Annotated in this window: 17 protein-coding genes and 1 tRNA gene; 8 read left to right on the top strand and 10 right to left on the bottom strand. The window is 70.0% G+C overall.

What is annotated here, in order from left to right:
• The first annotated feature begins 109 nt into the window (after positions 1–109).
• Both ABZZ74_RS18630 and ABZZ74_RS18635 read left to right on the top strand, forming a co-directional pair.
• Complete coding sequence (locus tag ABZZ74_RS18630) at positions 110–412, top strand: hypothetical protein (protein WP_356766149.1); 303 nt, start codon at positions 110–112, stop codon at positions 410–412.
• A gap of 52 nt (positions 413–464) precedes the next feature.
• A complete protein-coding gene (locus ABZZ74_RS18635; protein ID WP_356766151.1) occupies positions 465–1889 on the top strand; it encodes an alginate lyase family protein in 1425 nt (474 codons plus the stop codon).
• Between the two features lie 322 nt (positions 1890–2211).
• Here the strand turns inward: ABZZ74_RS18635 and ABZZ74_RS18640 are convergent, their stop codons facing one another.
• Positions 2212–3729, bottom strand: a complete 1518-nt coding sequence (locus tag ABZZ74_RS18640; protein WP_356766153.1) for an MFS transporter — start codon at positions 3727–3729, stop codon at positions 2212–2214.
• A gap of 134 nt (positions 3730–3863) precedes the next feature.
• The gene (locus ABZZ74_RS18645; RefSeq protein WP_356766370.1) at positions 3864–5207 is read right to left on the bottom strand and encodes a DUF445 domain-containing protein; all 1344 of its coding nucleotides are present in this window, start codon (positions 5205–5207) and stop codon (positions 3864–3866) included.
• 229 nt (positions 5208–5436) lie between these two features.
• Between ABZZ74_RS18645 and ABZZ74_RS18650 the strand changes: the two genes are divergently transcribed.
• A complete protein-coding gene (locus ABZZ74_RS18650; RefSeq protein WP_356766155.1) occupies positions 5437–6771 on the top strand; it encodes an SGNH/GDSL hydrolase family protein in 1335 nt (444 codons plus the stop codon).
• Positions 6772–6798: 27 nt separating this feature from the next.
• On the opposite strand, the gene ABZZ74_RS18655 is transcribed toward ABZZ74_RS18650, so the two are convergent.
• The 4 genes from ABZZ74_RS18655 to ABZZ74_RS18670 all read right to left on the bottom strand — a co-directional run bounded on the left by ABZZ74_RS18655 (position 6799) and on the right by ABZZ74_RS18670 (position 10525).
• The gene (locus ABZZ74_RS18655; protein WP_356766157.1) at positions 6799–7635 is read right to left on the bottom strand and encodes a DUF1707 domain-containing protein; all 837 of its coding nucleotides are present in this window, start codon (positions 7633–7635) and stop codon (positions 6799–6801) included.
• Positions 7636–7835: 200 nt separating this feature from the next.
• The gene (locus ABZZ74_RS18660) at positions 7836–8864 is read right to left on the bottom strand and encodes an ATP-binding cassette domain-containing protein (RefSeq protein WP_356766159.1); all 1029 of its coding nucleotides are present in this window, start codon (positions 8862–8864) and stop codon (positions 7836–7838) included.
• A 31-nt stretch (positions 8865–8895) separates the two neighbouring features.
• On the bottom strand, positions 8896–9696 hold the full coding sequence (locus ABZZ74_RS18665; protein WP_356766372.1) for an ABC transporter permease: 801 nt from the start codon (positions 9694–9696) through the stop codon (positions 8896–8898).
• Positions 9697–9724: 28 nt separating this feature from the next.
• Entirely contained in the window at positions 9725–10525 is an 801-nt protein-coding gene (locus tag ABZZ74_RS18670; protein WP_356766161.1) for an ABC-2 family transporter protein, read from the bottom strand.
• A gap of 961 nt (positions 10526–11486) precedes the next feature.
• On the opposite strand from ABZZ74_RS18670, the gene ABZZ74_RS18675 reads away from it, so the two are divergent.
• Entirely contained in the window at positions 11487–14051 is a 2565-nt protein-coding gene (locus ABZZ74_RS18675) for a transglycosylase domain-containing protein (RefSeq protein WP_356766163.1), read from the top strand.
• A 104-nt stretch (positions 14052–14155) separates the two neighbouring features.
• Here the strand turns inward: ABZZ74_RS18675 and ABZZ74_RS18680 are convergent, their stop codons facing one another.
• A complete protein-coding gene (locus ABZZ74_RS18680; protein WP_133046337.1) occupies positions 14156–14509 on the bottom strand; it encodes a co-chaperone GroES in 354 nt (117 codons plus the stop codon).
• 22 nt (positions 14510–14531) lie between these two features.
• The gene (locus ABZZ74_RS18685) at positions 14532–14861 is read right to left on the bottom strand and encodes a DUF3618 domain-containing protein (protein ID WP_133046336.1); all 330 of its coding nucleotides are present in this window, start codon (positions 14859–14861) and stop codon (positions 14532–14534) included.
• Between the two features lie 105 nt (positions 14862–14966).
• Here ABZZ74_RS18685 and bcp point away from each other — a divergent pair, with 105 nt between their 5' ends.
• The 4 genes from bcp (at position 14967) to ABZZ74_RS18705 (ending at position 16981) form a co-directional block, all read left to right on the top strand.
• Positions 14967–15434 carry a thioredoxin-dependent thiol peroxidase gene (gene bcp / locus ABZZ74_RS18690; protein WP_133046335.1) on the top strand — a complete coding sequence of 156 codons (468 nt, stop codon included), beginning with the start codon at positions 14967–14969 and terminating at the stop codon, positions 15432–15434.
• A 140-nt stretch (positions 15435–15574) separates the two neighbouring features.
• Entirely contained in the window at positions 15575–16216 is a 642-nt protein-coding gene (locus ABZZ74_RS18695) for an HNH endonuclease (RefSeq protein ID WP_356766165.1), read from the top strand.
• Positions 16213–16896: an HNH endonuclease signature motif containing protein gene (locus tag ABZZ74_RS18700; RefSeq protein WP_356766167.1), complete on the top strand. Its 684-nt coding sequence runs from the start codon at positions 16213–16215 to the stop codon at positions 16894–16896. The genes ABZZ74_RS18695 and ABZZ74_RS18700 overlap by 4 nt, the downstream gene beginning before the upstream one ends.
• A 9-nt stretch (positions 16897–16905) precedes the next feature.
• Positions 16906–16981 (top strand) — tRNA-Leu (locus ABZZ74_RS18705).
• A gap of 47 nt (positions 16982–17028) precedes the next feature.
• Here the strand turns inward: ABZZ74_RS18705 and rdgB are convergent.
• Positions 17029–17631, bottom strand: coding sequence for an RdgB/HAM1 family non-canonical purine NTP pyrophosphatase (rdgB, locus tag ABZZ74_RS18710; protein ID WP_356766169.1), 603 nt, complete (start codon positions 17629–17631; stop codon positions 17029–17031).
• A gap of 34 nt (positions 17632–17665) precedes the next feature.
• Positions 17666–18073 (bottom strand): hypothetical protein, encoded by a 408-nt coding sequence (locus ABZZ74_RS18715; protein WP_356766171.1) that lies wholly within the window; start codon positions 18071–18073, stop codon positions 17666–17668.
• Positions 18074–18161: the final 88 nt, after the last annotated feature.

An 18161-nucleotide genomic window follows, 5' to 3' on the forward strand; every position in this document is an offset into this window, starting at 1 on the left:
ATAGCTCGAAGGAGGAAACTTGACAAGCCCCGACTCAGGTACGAGGCGAAGCCCAGGTGGGAGCTAGCCTCGAGAACCTCGGGGGAAGTCAAAGCGGCAGGAGGCAGACATGGCCGGGGTTCCCAGCGCGGTGGTCGCGGCGGGCGGGCTGGTCGGCGGGTACGGGGTGGCCCGCTGGACGAAGAAGCGGCAGCTGGGCGGGGCCGTACTGGCCGTCGCCGGTGCCGCGGCGGCGCAGCAGTGGCGGCAGCGGGCGGGCGGGAAGGCGGCCGGGGCGCTGACGGCCGCGTATGTCGCCGGGTTCGCCGGGTCGCATCCGCTGGCGAAGAAGGTGGGCGCGTGGCCGGCGGTGTTCGGCGTGGCGGGTGCCGTGGCACTGGCGTCGTGGGCGGTGGCGGACCGGCGGGCATAGAGGCGCGGGCGGAGTTTTCGTTATCGGTTTCGTGTGCGGCCGTCTCCGGGGCATGCATGCGACACGAGAGATCAGCCGCCGCACCCTGCTGAAGGCCACCGGCGCCGCGGCCGGGGCGGCCGGTATCGCCACGGCCGCCGCCTCCCCCACCTCCGCGGCCACCGGCTACGCGCACCCCGGTCTCCTCCACACCGGCGCGGACCTGGCCCGTATGGCGGCGAAGGTGAAGGCCGGTGCGGCGCCCTACACCGCCGGGTACGCGAGGCTGACCGCCAACCGGCATGCGCAGAGTGGCTGGAGAGCCAATCCACAGGCGACGGTGTACCGGGGCGCGGGCTCCCCGCAGAACTACACCATCCTCTACAACGACATCCATGCCGCCTACCAGAACGCCCTGCGCTACCACGTGAGCGGCGACAGCGCGCACGCCGACACGGCGGTGGCGATCCTCAACGCCTGGTCCTCGAAGCTGACCTCCCTCCAGGGTTCGGCCGACCGCTTCCTCGCCGCGGGCCTCTACGGCTACCAGTTCGCCAACGCGGCCGAACTGGTCCGCGACCACGCCGACTTCGACCTCGGCCGCTTCCAGCACATGCTCACCGAGGTCTTCGCACCGCTCAGCGAGGACTTCCTGGTCCATCACAACAACGCGGTCGTCACGAACTACTGGACCAACTGGGACCTCACCGCGATGGCCTGCGTCCTGGCCACCGGCATCTTCTGCGACGACCAGGCGCAAGTCGCCCGCGCGGTCGACTACTTCAAGCACGGCGAGGGACTCGGCTCAGTCCGCCACGCCATCCCCGTGGTGCACGACGACGGGCTCGGGGAATGGCTGGAGGCGGGCCGCGACCAGGGACACGCACTCCTCGGGGTCGGGCTCATGGGCACGTTCTGCGAGATGGCGTGGAACCAGGGCGTCGACCTGTACGGCTACGACGACAGCCGGTTCCTCAAGGGCGCGCAGTACGTGGCGAAGTGGAGCCTGGGCGGAAAGGTGTCGTACACCGCGAACACCCGGCGCAAGGGGGCGATCGGCGGCTGGTCCGGCACGGAGACCGCCACGGCGGCGGCGGGCGTCGATCCGAACATGCGGCGGCCCATCTGGGCGATGATCGCCAACCACTACACGAAGCGGCGGGGCTTGTCGGCGACGTACCTCACGCAGATCGCCGCGAAGACGGCGCCCGAGGGCGGGGGCGGCGACTACGGCCCCAACAGTGGGGGGTACGACCAGTTGGGCTTCGGCACGCTGGCGTACACCCGGGACAGATCAACGATCCCTACGGCATCACCGGCGCCGACGCCATCACCGTCAACTACAGCCACGTACACCTCCGCCTCGCCCATTGACCTTGCGGCCACGGGCTCGGGGGACGTGATCGGGTGGACGGCAGCGGCGGGGGTCACGGCGATCGCGGGTGGCCTGCTCTTCCTGCGACGCCGGGACAGGGTTCGAGGCGACGGCGCGAAATAGAGCCGCAGGCCCAGTGCACGGGCGGGGGTGGCGCAACGGGGTGCCGCCCGCGCCCACCCGTGCCGCCCCAGCGGCACGCCTGCCCGCGGACAGCGGAGGAATCGCGGACCCGCGGGCGCGTACGGCGGGAAGGGGACGGGGTGGGGGGTGTCCGCCCGCAGTGGCCGGCGTCGACTCAGGGCACAGCCCCGACGTACGGCACCGCCGGTCCGAGGACGGACACCCCCCACCCCGGCCCCGACCCACAACCGAACCCGAGGCGCTACGCCCGCCCCCACCGAAGCCGCGGTGGCGCCGCAGGCATGGCAACCACTCCAACCACCTACGCCGTCGCCGTCCCCGGCTGCTCCCGCTCCCGACGGGACCGCGTCCGCGAGGAGACCGCCGACGCCGCCGCCGTCAGCGGCTTCGCGATGTCCTCCAGCGACCGCCGCTCCGCCCGCACCGCCAGGAACGCCGCCACCAACCCCGCCGCGCACATCAACGCCGCGCCGATCTGGAACGCCAGCACCGTGTCGCCGACCTTCCCCGTCCCCGTGAGGTCCGCGAACAGCAGCGGCCCGCTGATACCACCGGCCGCCGTACCCAGCGCGTAGAAGAACGCGATCGACATCGCCCGCGTCTCCATCGGGAACACCTCGGACACGGTCAGGTACGCACTCGACGCCCCGGCCGACGCGAAGAACAGCACCACACACCAGCACGCCGTCATCGTCGTCGCGTTCAACGCCCCCCGGTCGAACAACCACGCCGTACCGAACAGCAGCAGCCCCGACAGCAGATACGTACCGGAGATCATCACCCGCCGCCCGACCGTGTCGAACAGCTTCCCCAGCAGCAGCGGCCCGCAGAAGTTGCCCACCGCGATGACCGCGAAGTAGTACCCCGTGTCCCCGGTCGGCACGTCGAAGAACGTCGTCAGGATCGCCCCGAACCCGAACGTGATCGCGTTGTAGAGGAACGCCTGCCCGATGAACAGCGAGAATCCCAGAATGGACCGCCGCCGGTAGTCGGCGAACAGCGTCCGCGCGATCTCCACGAACGACACACTCCGCCGCTGACGGATCGTGATCTCACCCTCGGGACGCTCCAGCGCCCGCCCCTTCTCCGCCTCGACCCGTTCCTCGATCGAGGTGACGATCTCCTCGGCCTCCCGGTCCCTGCCATGGATCAGCAGCCACCGCGGACTCTCCGGAACATGGCGTCGTACGAGCAGGATCACCAGAGCCAGCACGGCACCCAGCGCGAACGTCAGCCGCCACCCCACGTCCTTCGGCAGGAAGTCCGTGTTCAGCGCGACGATCGACAGCAGCGACCCACCGACCGCGCCCAGCCAGAAGCTGCCGTTGATGATCAGGTCCACGCGCCCGCGGAACTTCGCCGGGATCAGCTCGTCGATCGCGGAGTTGATCGCCGCGTACTCACCGCCGATACCGAATCCGGTCAGGAAGCGGAACGTGAAGAACCACCAGCTGGAGAACGACACCGCGGTCAGCGCGGTCGCCGCGAGGTACACCGCCAGGGTGATCATGAAGAGCTTTTTACGGCCCCATTTGTCCGTCAGCCGCCCCCAGAACAGGGCACCGACACACGCACCCGCCACATACAGCGCGGCGGCGACGCCGGTGATCTCACCGGAGGTGATCGGCAGCCCGCTCCCGGACTCCGACAGACGGCTCGCGATGTTGCCGACGACCGTGACCTCCAGGCCGTCGAGGATCCACACGGTCCCGAGACCGATGACGATCGTCCAGTGCCAGCGCGACCAGGGCAGCCGGTCGAGGCGGGCGGGGATGTTGGTGGTCACGGTGCGGCCGGTCTCGGCCTGCGCGGTGGTCATGGGCTCCCTCCTCAGTGCTCCCTCTGCATCGAGAGGAACTCGGAGCGGGTGCCCGCCGCCAGCGCCTTTACGCCCGCCTCACAGCGTCCCGCTACGCCCCCCCACCCGGGACACCGCAAAGATCATCAACTCCCCTACGCCCCCACCACCCGCGACAACGTAAAGATCAACAACCCCGCCAACGACCCCACCACCGTGCCGTTGATCCGGATGAACTGCAGGTCCCGCCCGATGTGCGCCTCGATCTTCCGCGTGGTGTGCTCGGCGTCCCACCCGGCCACCGTGTCCGTGATCAGCGAGGTGATCTCCTTGCGGTAGGTGCTGACGACATACACCGCCGCCCCTTCCACCCACCCGTCGACCTTCCCCTGCACCTTCGGATCGACGGCCATCCGCGCCCCCAGCGACAGCAGAGACGCCCGCACCCGCAGCCGCAGCTCACTGCGCTCGTCCTCGGCCGCGGCGACGATCATCGACCGTACGGCCGTCCACGCGGAGGCGATGAGGTCCTGCACCTCGCCCCGCCCCAGCACCTCCCCCTTCAGCCGCTCGACCCGCGCCCGCGTGTCCGTGTCGGACTGCAGGTCGGAGGCGAAGTCGGACAGGAACCGGTCCAGTGCCCCGCGCGCCGGATGCGACGGCATGTCCCGCATCTCGGTGACGAACCGCAGCAGCTCCTTGTAGACCCGCTCGCCGACCTTCTTGTCGACGAACCGCGGGGTCCACCCGGGCGCCCCGCCCTGCACGGCGTCCATGATCTCGGTGTCGTGCCAGACGAGCCAGTCGTGGGCCCGCGTGACGACGAGGTCGACGACCCGCCGGTGGCCCCCGTCCGCGACGACCTTCTCCAGCATCTTCCCGATCCCGGGCGCGATCTCCTGCGCGTCGGCCCGCCGCGTGATCGCCTCGCCGACCACCGCCTGGACGTCCGAGTCCCGCAGCACGGTCAGCGCGCCCCGCAGCGCGGCCGACAGCTCCGCGGTCACCCGGTCCGCGTGCTCGGGGTCGGCGAGCCACGCGCCCAGCCGGCTGCCTATGCCGACGGCGCGCAACCGCTGCCGTACGACGTCCTCGGAGAGGAAGTTCTCCCCGACGAACTCACCCAGGGACACCCCCAGCTGGTCCTTCTTCGTCGGGATGATCGCGGTGTGCGGGATGGGCAGGCCCAGCGGATGGCGGAACAGCGCCGTAACCGCGAACCAGTCGGCGAGGGCGCCCACCATGCCGGCCTCGGAGGCCGCGGCGACATACGCGGCCCACGCGCCGGCGCCGGAGTTGTCCGCCCACTTGGCGAGGACGTACACCACGGCCACGAACAGCAGCAGCCCGGTCGCCGTGAGCTTCATCCGGCGCACCCCGCGCTGCCGCTCCTCGTCGGCGGCGGTGAAGGTGTTCATGGCGCGGGCGGCCGTGGCCGGGACGGCCCGACCGCCGGACGAGCCCGACCGAGCACCTTCCGCACGCTCCGCCTGCTCTATCTGCTCCACCGCACCACCCGATCCCGATCCCGAACCCGACTCCGGCCACTCCGGCACCGATTCATCCGGTTTCGTACGTTCCATCCATCCACCCGTTCGTGATCCCCTGCACACATTGTCCCTTCCTGACCGACTCCCGGAACGGACGGGGAGTTCCCGGCGTCTGTCATCATTGGGATGATCACTTCGGAGCCTCGGGCTCCCATTTGTCTGAGGAGACACGCACCGCATGACCAAGCGTCATGGTTATGCCCTGCTTTCCGCGATCGTCGCTCTGATCGTGGGCCTTTCGGCCGCCATATACGTCGGTGCCGGCGCCGACGACGGAAGCATCGGCACCGCCGCTCTCGGCAAGAACGGCGCCCCGCACAACCCCGCCGCCCCCGCCTCCACCGGCGTCTGGGTCGGCGCCTGGTCCGCCTCGCCGGCGGGCGCCGAGCCCGGCACGGAGACCGAGGGGCTGGCGGGCCGTTCGGTCCGCAACGTCGTCCACGCGAGCGTCGGCGGTACGAGTGCCCGTATCACGCTGTCCAACCTCTACGGCCAGTCGGCGCTGACCATCACGCACGCGTCGATCGCCGTGGCCGTCGCCTCCGACAGAGCGGCGGCGAGCGCGGAGAGCATGCGGCGGCTGACGTTCGGCGGCAACACGACGGTCGTCATCCCGGCCGGTCACCAGGTGCTCAGCGACATGGTGCGGATCCTCGTCCCGCAGGGCGGCGACGTCCTGGTCACCACGTACTCGCCCACCGCGTCGGGCCCGGTCACCTACCATCCGCGCGCCCGCCAGATCTCGTACGTCGCGGACGGCGACCTCACCGAGGACACGTCCGGCGCGCCCTACACCGAGCAGACGCCGTACTGGCGCTACCTCACCGCGCTGGACGTGCTCAGCAACGACGCGGACGGCACGCTGGTCGCATTCGGGGACTCGCTGACCGACGGGGTCACCTCCACGCCGGGCGCCAACCACCGCTGGCCGGACGTCTTTTCGCAGCGGCTGCGTACGGCGCTGCGGTCCGGCCATGAAGTGCCGCGCTACAGCGTGGTCAACGAGGGCATCAGCGGCAACCAGGTCCTCGCGAGCGGGCGCGGCCGTCCCGCCGACAATCAGAGCGGCCTCGACCGGTTCTCCCGGGACGTGCTCTCCCGGACGAACGTCAAGGTCGTCGTGATCGACCTGGGCGTCAACGACATCCTGCGCAACCGCCGGCTCGCCGACCCGGACAAGGTCGTCGCCGGTCTGCGCACCCTGGTCGGCGAGGCGCACGCCCACGGCATCAGGGTCATCGGCGCGACGCTGATGCCCTTCCAGGGCCACCGCGGCTACAGCGCGGCCCGCGAGGAGGTGCGGGAGGAGATCAACGCCGAGATCCGCTCGGGGCGGGTGTACGACACGGTGGTCGACTTCGACAAGGTCCTGCGGGACCCGTACAACCCGCGCAGGCTCCGCTCGGACTACGACTCCGGCGACCATCTGCACCCCAGCGACCGGGGCTACGAGCGGATGGCGGACGCGGTCGACCTCACGTCACTGAAGGGCTCCCCGTCGGCACAGCTGTGAACCGCTCACGGATCATCGCGGACCCGCTCACCAGTCGTCGTGACGGCGGCGGTCCCGGCGCTCCCGGTGCCGTTCGCGGCGCTCCTCCTGCCGTTCCCGGCGCTCGTCGCGCAGATCGCGGCGCCATTCGTGGTGCTCCTCCAGCATCCGCCGATGGTCGTCGTACCCCTCGCCCAGGGGCCGCCCCGACTTGCGCTCCAGCTTCTGCTGGCGGCGCTCCTCCTTGAGGCGGCGGCGTTCCTCGCGGGTCAGTTTGCGCTCGACGCCGACGCCGCCCCAGAAGGCGAACCCGGTGATGATCACGCGCGGGGCGCCGGGCTCGGCCGGTACGCCCTCCTCGCGGTGGTCGAACCCGCCCATGATCCCGATGCCACGTACGACGACCTCGACGCCGGGCGGGACGATGACGTTCATCCCGCCCATGATCGCGATGCAGTTGATCTCGACCTCGCGATCCGCGAAGTTCGCCTCGCGCAGGTCGAGTTCGCCGCCACCCATGAGGGTGAAGCAGTTGAACTGCCGGGGCACGGTCCAGCGCCCCTTGCGCTCGAACCCGGACATCACGGCGACGGCCCATGACGAGGACCCCTCGCCGCCGACGATCCGGCCCGCCCAACTCCCGCTCGGCTCCGGCTCCTTGGTCAGCGACACGGAGGGGGGCGGGGTGACTCCGGCGACCGGCAGGTCGCGGGTGATCGGCGTCAGTTCGCCGTACGTCCGCGCCTTGTACGTGGCCTCCAGCCGCTCCTCGAACTCCTCCATGTCGAGACGGCCCTCGGCGAGGGCGTCCCGCAGGACCTCGGCGACTCGTTCACGGTCGGCGTCGGATGCGCGAAGTTCCGGGACTGCGGCGTCTTCGGTCATGGCAGCAGCCTACGAGTTCCCCCGGCGGGAGGCTACGAGACCGCTTACCTGACCGCGTTCCCCCGGCGGGATGCCAGGAGACCGCCTGCCCACCCGCGTTCCCCCCGGCCGAAGCCCACAACACCACCAGCCCACCACCCGCACTCCCCCGGCCGAAGGCCACAACACCACCAGCCCACCCGCACTCCCCCGGCCGGAGGCTAGGAGACCGCCTGCCCGGCCGCGCCGGACGCCTCACCCGTGCCGGACGCCTCGCCCACGTACATCCTGGCGATCACCGCCTCGATGTCCGGCTCCCGCACCGACAGGTCGACCAGCGGATACTCCGCCGCAACCCGCGCCACCAGCGCCGCCGCCGACTCGGCCGCCGGGAACGCCAGCCACTGCCGGGGTCCCTCCACCCGTACCACCCGCGCGGGCGCCATCTCGATCGGCGGCAGCTCCCGTTCCAGGTCCACCACCAGGGTCCGTTCGCTCTCGCCGACCTCGTGCAGCCCGGTGAGCGGGCCGTCGTACATGAGCCGTCCGTGGTCGATGACCATCACCCGCGAGCACAACTGCTCGATGTCCTGCAGGTCGTGGGTGGTCAGCAGGACGGTCGTGCCGCGCTCGGCGTTCAACTCCCGCAGGAAACCACGCACCTTGGCCTTGGAGATGACATCGAGTCCGATGGTCGGCTCGTCGAGGTAGAGCACCTCGGGGTCGTGCAGCAGCGCCGCCGCGATGTCCCCGCGCATGCGCTGGCCCAGCGACAGCTGCCGTACCGGCACGTCCAACAGGTCGCTGAGTTCGAGGAGTTCGACGCAGCGGTCGAGATTCTCGCGGTACCGGGCGTCGGGGATGCGGTACATGCGGTGCATCAGCCGGTACGAGTCGATGAGGGGCAGGTCCCACCACAGCGTCGTACGCTGCCCGAAGACCACGCCGATGCGGTGAGCGAGGCGGGTGCGCTCCCGGGAGGGGTCGATGCCGGCGACCCGCAGCCGGCCGCCGCTCGGGGTGAGGATGCCGGTGAGCATTTTGATCGTCGTCGACTTCCCGGCACCGTTCGGCCCGATGTAGCCGACCATCTCACCGCGCGCCACGGTGAAGGAGATCGAGTCGACGGCACGGACCTCGCGCCGCTCCCGCTTCATGAAACCGGTCTTCTTGCGCACGTCGAAGACCTTCTCGACGCGGTCGAGTTCGATGAAGTGATCGGTGTGATGTTCGGTGACGTGATCGTCCACAGTCCTCGTCCTCAACAGCCCTTACCAGTCGTCAACTTCCCGTACTCCTGTACGACCTGAGCCCCGCCCGCCACGCCAGCCCCGCGAGCCCGCAGCACGCCCCCGCCACCAGCGGCGGCGCGAAGGCCACCCAGCTCGGCAGACCCAGCGGAATCGGCCTCCCCAGCACATAGGCAGCCGGGATCCAGGTGACGAAGGCCAGCGGCAGCAGGAAGGTCACCCCGCGCACCAGCTCACGTCCGAACACCGTCGGCGGATACTGCAGCAGGGTCGCGCCACCGTAGGTGAACGCGTTCTGCACCTCGGAGGCGTCCTGCGCCACGAACTGGAAGGCCGCGCCCGCCACGAACACCGCGCAGAAGATCGCCGCGCCGCTCACCACGGCCACCGGCATCAGCAGCAGCCGCAGCGGCGTCCAGTGGATGTCGACGGCGGCCAGCGCGTACCCGAGGACCAGCGAGCCCTGCGTGATCCGCCCGAGCCTGCGCAGCGCGAAACGGTCTGCGGCGACCTGGGCCAGCACCGGCGCCGGACGCACCAGCAGCGTGTCCAGGGTGCCGTCGCGAACCCGCTGTCCGAGCCGCTCCATCGAGCCGATCGCCAGGTCCGCGAGACCGAACGCGACGCTCGACAGGCCGTACAGGAAGGCCACTTCGGGCAGTGGCCAGCCGCCGAGCGCGTCGATCCGCGAGAACATCAGCAGGATCGCGACGAAGTCGAGAGCGGTCACCGCGAAGTTGGCGAACGTCGTCATCGCGAAGGACGCGCGGTAGGCCATCGTGGAGCGGATCCACATCGCGCCGATCAGCCGGTAGGCCCGCAGCCCCTCCATCAGCCGGCCGTTTCCCGGCACCCCTGCTTCAGCCACCCTGAACGACCACCCTCCGTGTCGCCACCGACTGCACCAGCCGCCCCGCCGCCAGCAGCGCCACCGCCCACGCCCCCTGGAAGGCGAAGGTGCCCCACGGGTCGGCCTCCCCCAGCAGGAGGTCAGCCGGCTTCTGCAGCAGCGACGACCACGGCAGATCCCGGACGACGTCGCCGAGCGCCCCCGGGAACACGTTGAGCGGCAGCATCATGCCCGAGCAGAAGAACCCGGCGAGCATGGTCATGTGGGTCATGCCGGTGCCGTCCATGAACCAGAACGTGAGCAGCGCGATGAGATACCGGATGCCGAAACTGACCACCGTCGCCAGCAGGAGCGACACCACGAAGGCGGCCCAGGTCGCCGGGTCGGCGGGCAGCGCCACCTGGAAGAGCAGCGCGCCGAACGCGAACGGGATCACTCCCCGGCCCAGCAGCTGGAACATCGTGCGGCCCAAGTCGGCGGCCAGCCACCACAGTTGCAGATCGGCGGGCCGGTAGAGGTCGATCGCGATGTCGCCCGTGCGGATCCGCTCCATCAACTCGGACTCGACGCCGCTGCCGCCGATCGCGAGCGCGGCGAAGATCGCCTGTCCCAGCCACACATAGGTGACGGCCTGTGCCTGGTCGTACCCCCCTAGGTGTGGCTTCTCGTTCCACAGGGCGAGGTACGTGTACACCAGGATCAGGCCGAAGACGGTGTTGGTGAACACCCCCGCCGCAGTGGCCGCCCGATACGTCGCGTACCGTCTGAATCCGCCCGCCGCGACGGCAACGTACAACCGTCCCGAGCCCACGCCACAGCCCTCCTCAGCCCGCCGGCACCGAAGCGCAGGAGCCTACTGCCCTGGCAGTGACGCACGCCACGCATTTTCCGGACCGGAAGCGTGCCGTGGTCCGGGAACGGAACGCTTGGTGCGAGAGTCTTCAACAGGGGGCGCAGAAGGCGTTCGAGGGCGTACGGGAACGTACGACGCGAAACAGGAGTCCGTGCAACACATGAGCGACGAGCCGCAGCAGCCGAACCAGGCCTCGGCACCGAGTGACCCACCACAGGGCAGCCCAGAGCCGACGGATCCGCCAGGGAGTGCGGTGACATCCGGTGCGGTTGATGATGCTGCGGCTGGTGGGGTGACCGAGGGTTCTGCGGCTGACGGAACCAGCGAGGATTCTGCGGCTGACGGGACCACCGAGGATTCTGCGGCTGACGGGACCACCGAGGCTTCCCCGGCTGGGAGTTCGGTGGCTGGGGTGGCTGAGGGATCGACAGCCGGGACGGCTGAGAGTTCCCCTGCCACCGGGGGTGGTGAGCGTTCCGGAGCTGCCGAGGCGGCGGATCGCGACGGAGACGCTGCTGAGCGGGCCGACGCGGTCGAGCGGTCCGAGGCAAGCGAGCAGACCGGAGCAGACGAGTCTCCGCGGGCCAGTACGGCCACCCGGCCCCAGACGCCGGACGCGTCAGCCCGGCCGAAGCCGGTCGACTCCCCTACCCAGCGCCTGGCACCCGTGCCCGCCGAAGACGCTGATCGTCCCGAAGACGCTGATCGTCCCGGAGCGGCGGGACGGCCCGGGGCTGCCGCAGGCGCGGGGTCCGGTACGCCCGGCGCCCCCACTCCGCCTCAGGCAACGGGCACGCCCACCCCGTCCGCAGCGTCCGGGAGGCCCACCAGGCCCCGGACTCCCGGCGACCCCACCTCACCTCAGGCACCTGGCACCCCCACCCAGTCCCCGGCGTCCGGCGCCTCCCCCCGCCGCCCGATGACCGACTCCCCCACCCAGCGTCTGGCGCCCGTGAAGCCCGCGTCGATGGGGTCGGCGTCTCCGCAGGCCGCCGCGTCCGCCGCTGCTGCCGCCGCCGCTGCTGCCGCTGTCGCGGGCGGTGCGGCTGCCGCCGCCACGGCTGCGGGTCGCGGGGCCGGTGGGGTCGGTGGTGATGCGGCCGCTGTCACACCCGCCGCTGCCGCTGCCGGTGGCGGTGGCGGGAAGAAGGGGAAGCGGCCCAAGCGGACCGGTTGGCGGCGGATCATTCCGACGTGGCGGATGGTGCTCGGCACCTTCGTCATCGGCGTGCTGCTGGTGGTCGGGCTGTTCTTCCTCGGGTACTCGCTCGTGAAGATCCCGAACGCCAACGCCCTCGCGATGAAGCAGGCCAACGTCTACCTCTACGCCGACGGCTCCCAGATCGCCCGCGACGGCGACATCAACCGGGAGAACGTGACCCTCGCCCAGGTCTCCAAGGACGCCCAGCACGCCGTCCTGGCCGCCGAGGACCGCGACTTCTACACCGAGTCCGCCGTCGACCCCAAGGCGATGCTGCGCGCCGGCTGGAACACCGCGACCGGCAAGGGCAGGCAGTCCGGTTCGACGATCACCCAGCAGTACGTGAAGAACTACTACCTGGCGCAGGAGCAGACCGTCACCCGCAAGGTGAAGGAGTTCTTCATCTCCATCAAGCTGGACCGCGAGAAGTCCAAGGACCAGATCCTCGAGGGCTACCTCAACACCAGCTACTTCGGCCGCAACGCCTACGGCATCCAGGCCGCCGCCCAGGCCTACTACGGCGTGGACTCCACCGACCTCGACCCGGCCCGCGCCGCCTACCTCGCCGCGCTCGTCAACGCGCCCAGCGAGTACGACGTCGTGGCGCACCCGGAGAACAAGGCGGCGGCCGTGGCCCGCTGGAACTACGTCCTGGACGGCATGGTCAAGAAGGGCTGGCTGACCGAGGCGAAGCGGGCGACCCTGCAGTTCCCGATGCCGAAGGAGCAGACCCTCTCCACCGGCATGTCCGGCCAGCGCGGCTACATCGTCAAGGCCGTGGAGAGCTACCTCGCCAAGAACAAGATCGTCAGCTCGGACGAACTCGCGGCCGGCGGCTACCGCATCACCACCACGCTCGAGAAGAGCAAGCAGAACGCCTTCGTCAAGGCCGTCAACAACCAGGTGATCGACCACCTCGACAAGAAGAACCGCAAGGTCGACAACTACGTCCGCGCCGGCGGAGCCTCCGTCGACCCGAAGACCGGCAAGGTCGTCGCGCTGTACGGCGGCATCGACTACGTCAAGCAGTACACGAACGGCGCGACCCGCGGCGACTTCCAGGTGGGCTCCAGCTTCAAGCCGATCGTGTTCGCCTCGGCCGTCCAGAACCACTCCGAGACCCAGGACGGCCAGGTCATCACCCCCAACACCTACTACGACGGCACCAACAAGCGCCCCGTACAGGGCTGGGTCGGCGGAAGTTACGCGCCCGCGAACGAGGACGACGTCTCCTACGGCAACATCACCGTGCGCACCGCCACCGACAAGTCCGTCAACGCGGTGTATGCGCAGATGGCCGTGGACGTCGGCCCGTCGAAGGTGAAGCAGACGGCCATCGACCTGGGCATCCCCGCCGACACACCCGACCTGACCGCGACCCCGTCCATCGCGCTCGGTGTGAACACCGCCAGCGTCCTCGACATGGCGGAGGCCTACGCGACGCTCGCGAACCACGGCGAGCGGCACACGTACACGATCATCGCGTCCATCACCAGGAACGGCGAGAAGGTGGAACTGCCGAAGGACAGGACCACCCAGGCCGTCAGCCGGGAGGCCGCCGACACGACGACCTCGATCCTGCAGAGCGTGGTCGAGAACGGCACCGCGACCGCCGCGCAGGGCGCCGACCGCCCCGCCGCGGGCAAGACCGGTACCGCGGAGGACGACAAGGCCGCCTGGTTCGCCGGCTACACCCCCGACCTGGCGACGGTCGTCTCCGTGATGGGCCAGGACCCGGTGACGGCCCAGCACAAGTCGCTGTACGGCGCGATGGGGCTGCAGCGCGTCAACGGCGGTGGCCCGCCGGCGCAGATCTGGGCGCAGTACACCAAGGCGGCGCTGAAGGGGCGGTCGGCGAGCGACTTCGACCTGCAGTTGATGCCGGGCGCCGACGAGACCCAGGCCCCGCCCCAGTCGACGGCCCCCGGCACCGGCGGCCAGGACAACGGCGGTACGACCACCACGGGCGGCCAGACCGACCAGGGCCCGACCCAGGGACAGACCAACGGCGGTACGCCGACGACCGGCGGGACGCCCACGACGGGCGGCCCGACGACCACCGGCGGCACCACCGGCGACACGACCAACGGCGGCACCACGGGCGGCACCACCAACGGCGGCACGACGACGGGCACGACGAACGGCGGTACGACGACCGGCACCACGGGAGGCGACACCGGCGGCACGAACGGCGGCACGAACGGCGGCACGAACGGAGCGGACACCGGAGGCACGACCACCGGCACGGCGGCAGGTCCCCAGTCGACCGGCCGCAGACAGTGACACACCGCGGGCGGTGAACGGCGGTGAACGCCGAAGGGGCCGGTGACGGTGGTCACCGGCCCCTTCGACGTTCTCGGAACTTTGCTGCGGAGTTGTCAGAGATGTCAGAGATAGAGGCCCGTCGTGTCCTCCGAGCCCTCGAAGCGGTCCGCGGCCACGGCGTGCAGGTCGCGCTCGCGCATGAGCACGTACGCCACGCCCCGTACCTCGACCTCGGCGCGGTCCTCGGGGTCGTACAGCACACGGTCGCCCGGCTCCACCGTCCGCACGTTCTGGCCGACGGCGACGACCTCGGCCCACGCCAGCCGCCGCCCCACCGCCGCGGTGGCGGGGATCAGGATGCCCCCGCCGGACCGCCGCTCGCCCTCACCGGTCTCCTGCTTGACCAGCACCCGGTCGTGCAGCATCCGGATGGGCAGCTTGTCGTGGGTGCTCTGCTCGTTTCTGTTGGCGCTCACGTCCCGAACCTACAGCTCTCCGTCAGCTCTTGCGCCGTCGGGTGCCGAGAGCGAGCAGCCCCACCAGGCCCACGGCGACCAGGGCGACCGGCACGATCCGCTCCAGCCTGGGCGCGCCCTCCTCGTCCACGAACCGGGCCCTGACGTCGGTGACGGCCTTGTTGACGCCGACGTACGCCCGGCCCAGCGTGTGATCGATATTGGACACGACCTTGGCCTTGGCGTCACCGACGATGGTCTTCGGGTGCACACGCACCCCGATCTCGTCCAGGGTCTCGGCCAGCACTACGCGGCGGGCTTTGATGTCCGCCTCGATCTGCGCCGGGGTTCTGGTGTCCGACGTGTCCGCCACCGTGGGGCCTCCGAAGTCAGCCGATGCCTTGTTGTCGCTTGTTCTGGACAGTCTGTCAGCTCCGCGTGCCGCCGCACTGTCAGGACCCCCGGTTACGCTGTTCCGATGAGCGAGCGACTCCAGCCCGGGGACGTGGCCCCCGACTTCACCCTCCCCGACGCCGACGGCAACGACGTCTCCCTGTCGGCCCACAAGGGCCGCAAGGTCATCGTCTACTTCTACCCGGCGGCCCTCACGCCCGGCTGCACCAAGCAGGCCTGCGACTTCACGGACAACCTCGACGTCCTGGCCGGCGCCGGCTACGACGTCATCGGCATCTCCCCGGACGCCCCGGAGAAGCTGGCGAAGTTCCGCGAGAAGGAGTCCCTGAAGGTCACCCTGGCCGCCGACCCGGACAAGAAGGTCACCGAGTCCTACGGCGCATACGGCGAGAAGAAGAACTACGGCAAGACCTACATGGGCGTCATCCGCTCCACGATCATCGTCGACGAAGAGGGCAAGGTCGAACGGGCCCTCTACAACGTCCGAGCCACAGGCCACGTAGCCAAGATCATCAAGGACCTGGGCATCTGAGGCCCTCCTTCCCGCCAGGTCAGCGGCTCGCACCGGGACACCCCGGCGCGAGCCGCTTCACGTTTCGGGCGTGACTGTCCGATGAGCTGTTCGTTACTCCGTACGAGCTGCGAACGCGCGGCCGGGACGGAGGGGGCTCGATGGGGGTCAGCGCATACACCAAGGAGCGACTGGAGGGAGCGGCCCGAGGGGCGCGGACGTTGTCGGAGGCGTTGACGAGGTTGGGGGTGGATCCGAAGAGTTCGACGCGGCGGTATGTCTTGGAGCGGATGAAGAAGCTAGGGGTGGACACCTCGCACTTCGAGCGCGAGGGGGTCAAGTGGACCCGAGAGACCCTGCAGGCGGCAGTCTCTGCGTCGACGAACATGTGTGAAGTCCTACGGCATCTCGGGCTTGAGGTGGTGGGCGGGCATCACACGCACATCAGCCGCCGGATCAAGGCGTACGGGATCGACACCTCGCACTTTCAGGTGCCGACCCGACGCGGCAAAGCGTGGCGCCCCCGGACACCCGAGGGGCTACTCGTCGAGCAGCCCCTCGGCCATGCTCGGCGCGTCCCTAGCGATCGACTCAAGTCGGCGATGACGGCACTGGGGATGCAGGAACGGTGCGCCCAATGCGGGACGGAAGCGGTCTGGCGAGGGCACCCGCTCCCGCTGGAGGTCGATCACATCGACGGCAACTGGCGCGACAACCGCATCGAGAACCTGCAGTTTCTGTGCCCCAACTGCCACTCAACAACGGAAAGTTACCGGGGGCGCGGCAAAGGGAGGACTTCATGAGCGGCGGCGTGCAGTACACCCGGGAACGGCTGGCAGAAGCCGCCACCCAGTGTTCGGACATCGACGAGGTCATCGCCTTCTTCGGCACCCGGCCATACGGCCGACTGCGCCGTCACCTTTTCCATCGCTTCGACCACTTCGGAATCGACGTCTCGCACATGCCCCGCCAGAGACGAGCGAGGGGAGTGCCCGACAGACCAGCCGCCGACGAGCTGCGCCGAGCGGTCGCAGGAGCAACCTCCATCGCCGATACGCTGCGCGCTCTGGGGATGGAGCCTTACAACAGCAGGTTGCGCGCTCAGCTCCGATGCTGGGTGATCGAGGACGGTCTCGACACCGCCCACTTCCTTGGACAGGCCCATCAACGCGGCAGGCCAGGCACCACACCGCTCAGGCGCGCGGAGGACATCCTTATCCAGCATGACGGCCAGCGCCGGACCAGGACTCATCTGCTCCGCCGGGCACTGCTGGAGGTGGGCGTACCCGAGGAGTGCGCCGAGTGCGGAACAGGTCCCGAGTGGCTCGGCAAGCCCATGACACTGGAGGTCGATCACATCAACGGGGACTGGAGCGACGACCGGCGGGAGAACCTGCGGTTGCTGTGCCCCAACTGCCACGCGATCACCAGCACCTGGTGCAGGGGCGGCAACCAGCGGCGACCGTTCGCCGAGTACCAGTAAGCTGTGCGTGGGGCCGTAGCCCAACTTGGCAGGAGGCACCACTTTTAGGTAGTGGACAGTGCGAGTTCGAGTCTCGTCGGCCCCACCTTCAGGGCGCGGCTCCCCCCTGGGAGCCGCGCCCTTCGCAGTAACTCAGCCCAACAGCTCCCGCACCACCGGCACCAGCGCCCGGAACGCCTTCCCCCGATGGCTGATCGCGTTCTTTTCTTCCGGGGACAGCTCCGCGCACGTGCGGGTTTCGCCCTCCGGCTGGAGGATCGGGTCGTAGCCGAAGCCGTTCGCGCCGACGGGGGCGTGGCGCAGCGAACCCCGCAGGCGGCCCTCGACCACCCGCTCCGTCCCGTCTGGCAGGGCCAGTGCCGCCGCGCAGGCGAAGTGGGCGGCGCGGTGGGTGTCGTCGATGTCGGAGAGCTGGGCCAGGAGGAGCTCCAGGTTGGCCTTGTCGTCGCCGTGCCGGCCGGACCAGCGGGCCGAGAAGATGCCGGGGGCGCCGCCCAGGACGTCGACGCAGAGGCCGGAGTCGTCGGCGACTGCGGGCAGGCCGGTGGCGCGGGCGAGGGCGTGGGCCTTGAGGAGGGCGTTCTCGGCGAAGGTCACGCCGGTTTCCTTGACGTCGGGGACGTCGGGGTAGGCGTCCGCGCCGACCAGTTCGTGGGGCAGGCCTGCGTCGGCGAGGATCGCCCGCAGTTCGGTGATCTTTCCGGCGTTGCGGGTGGCGAGGATCAAGCGCGTCATGCCGTTCAGTATCCCGGTCCCCGGCGGGCGCCCGTCACGACGTACAGACCTTGGTGAGTTCGCCTGCCGCGTCGGTCACGGGGGTGACGTCGGGTGTGTGGTCGCCGTTCTTCACGGCCGTACGGACGTTGTCCACGGCCTTGCCGAGGTCGTCGACCGCCTTGTTGACGTCGACGTTGTCGGTCCTGTCGCCGATCTTGTCGAGGTTCTTGTCGATGGAGGCGAGGGACTGGTCGAGTTGGGTGGGGTCGCTGCCCGCGTTCTCGACGGCCTGCTGGAGTGCGGTGACGCTGTCGGCGATGGTGTCGGCGGTCTGGACGCAGTCGATGGCCTTGTCGACGGCGTCGCAGCCGGTGGCCAGGCCCGTCGTCAGGCCGAGGGCGGCCAGGGCGACGAGGGTGGTGACGGTACGGCGACTTCGGCGGCCTCGGCTCGCGGCCATGACGGTGTGTCCTCCCTGTCCCAGGCCCCGGTGAGGCCCCCGTGGTCGGGCGCACGGTGGTGTGCCGTGCGCCCGCACTTGTAGGGAC

This window comes from Streptomyces sp. NPDC006476, assembly GCF_040612015.1.
Taxonomy (GTDB): domain Bacteria; phylum Actinomycetota; class Actinomycetes; order Streptomycetales; family Streptomycetaceae; genus Streptomyces; species Streptomyces griseorubiginosus_B.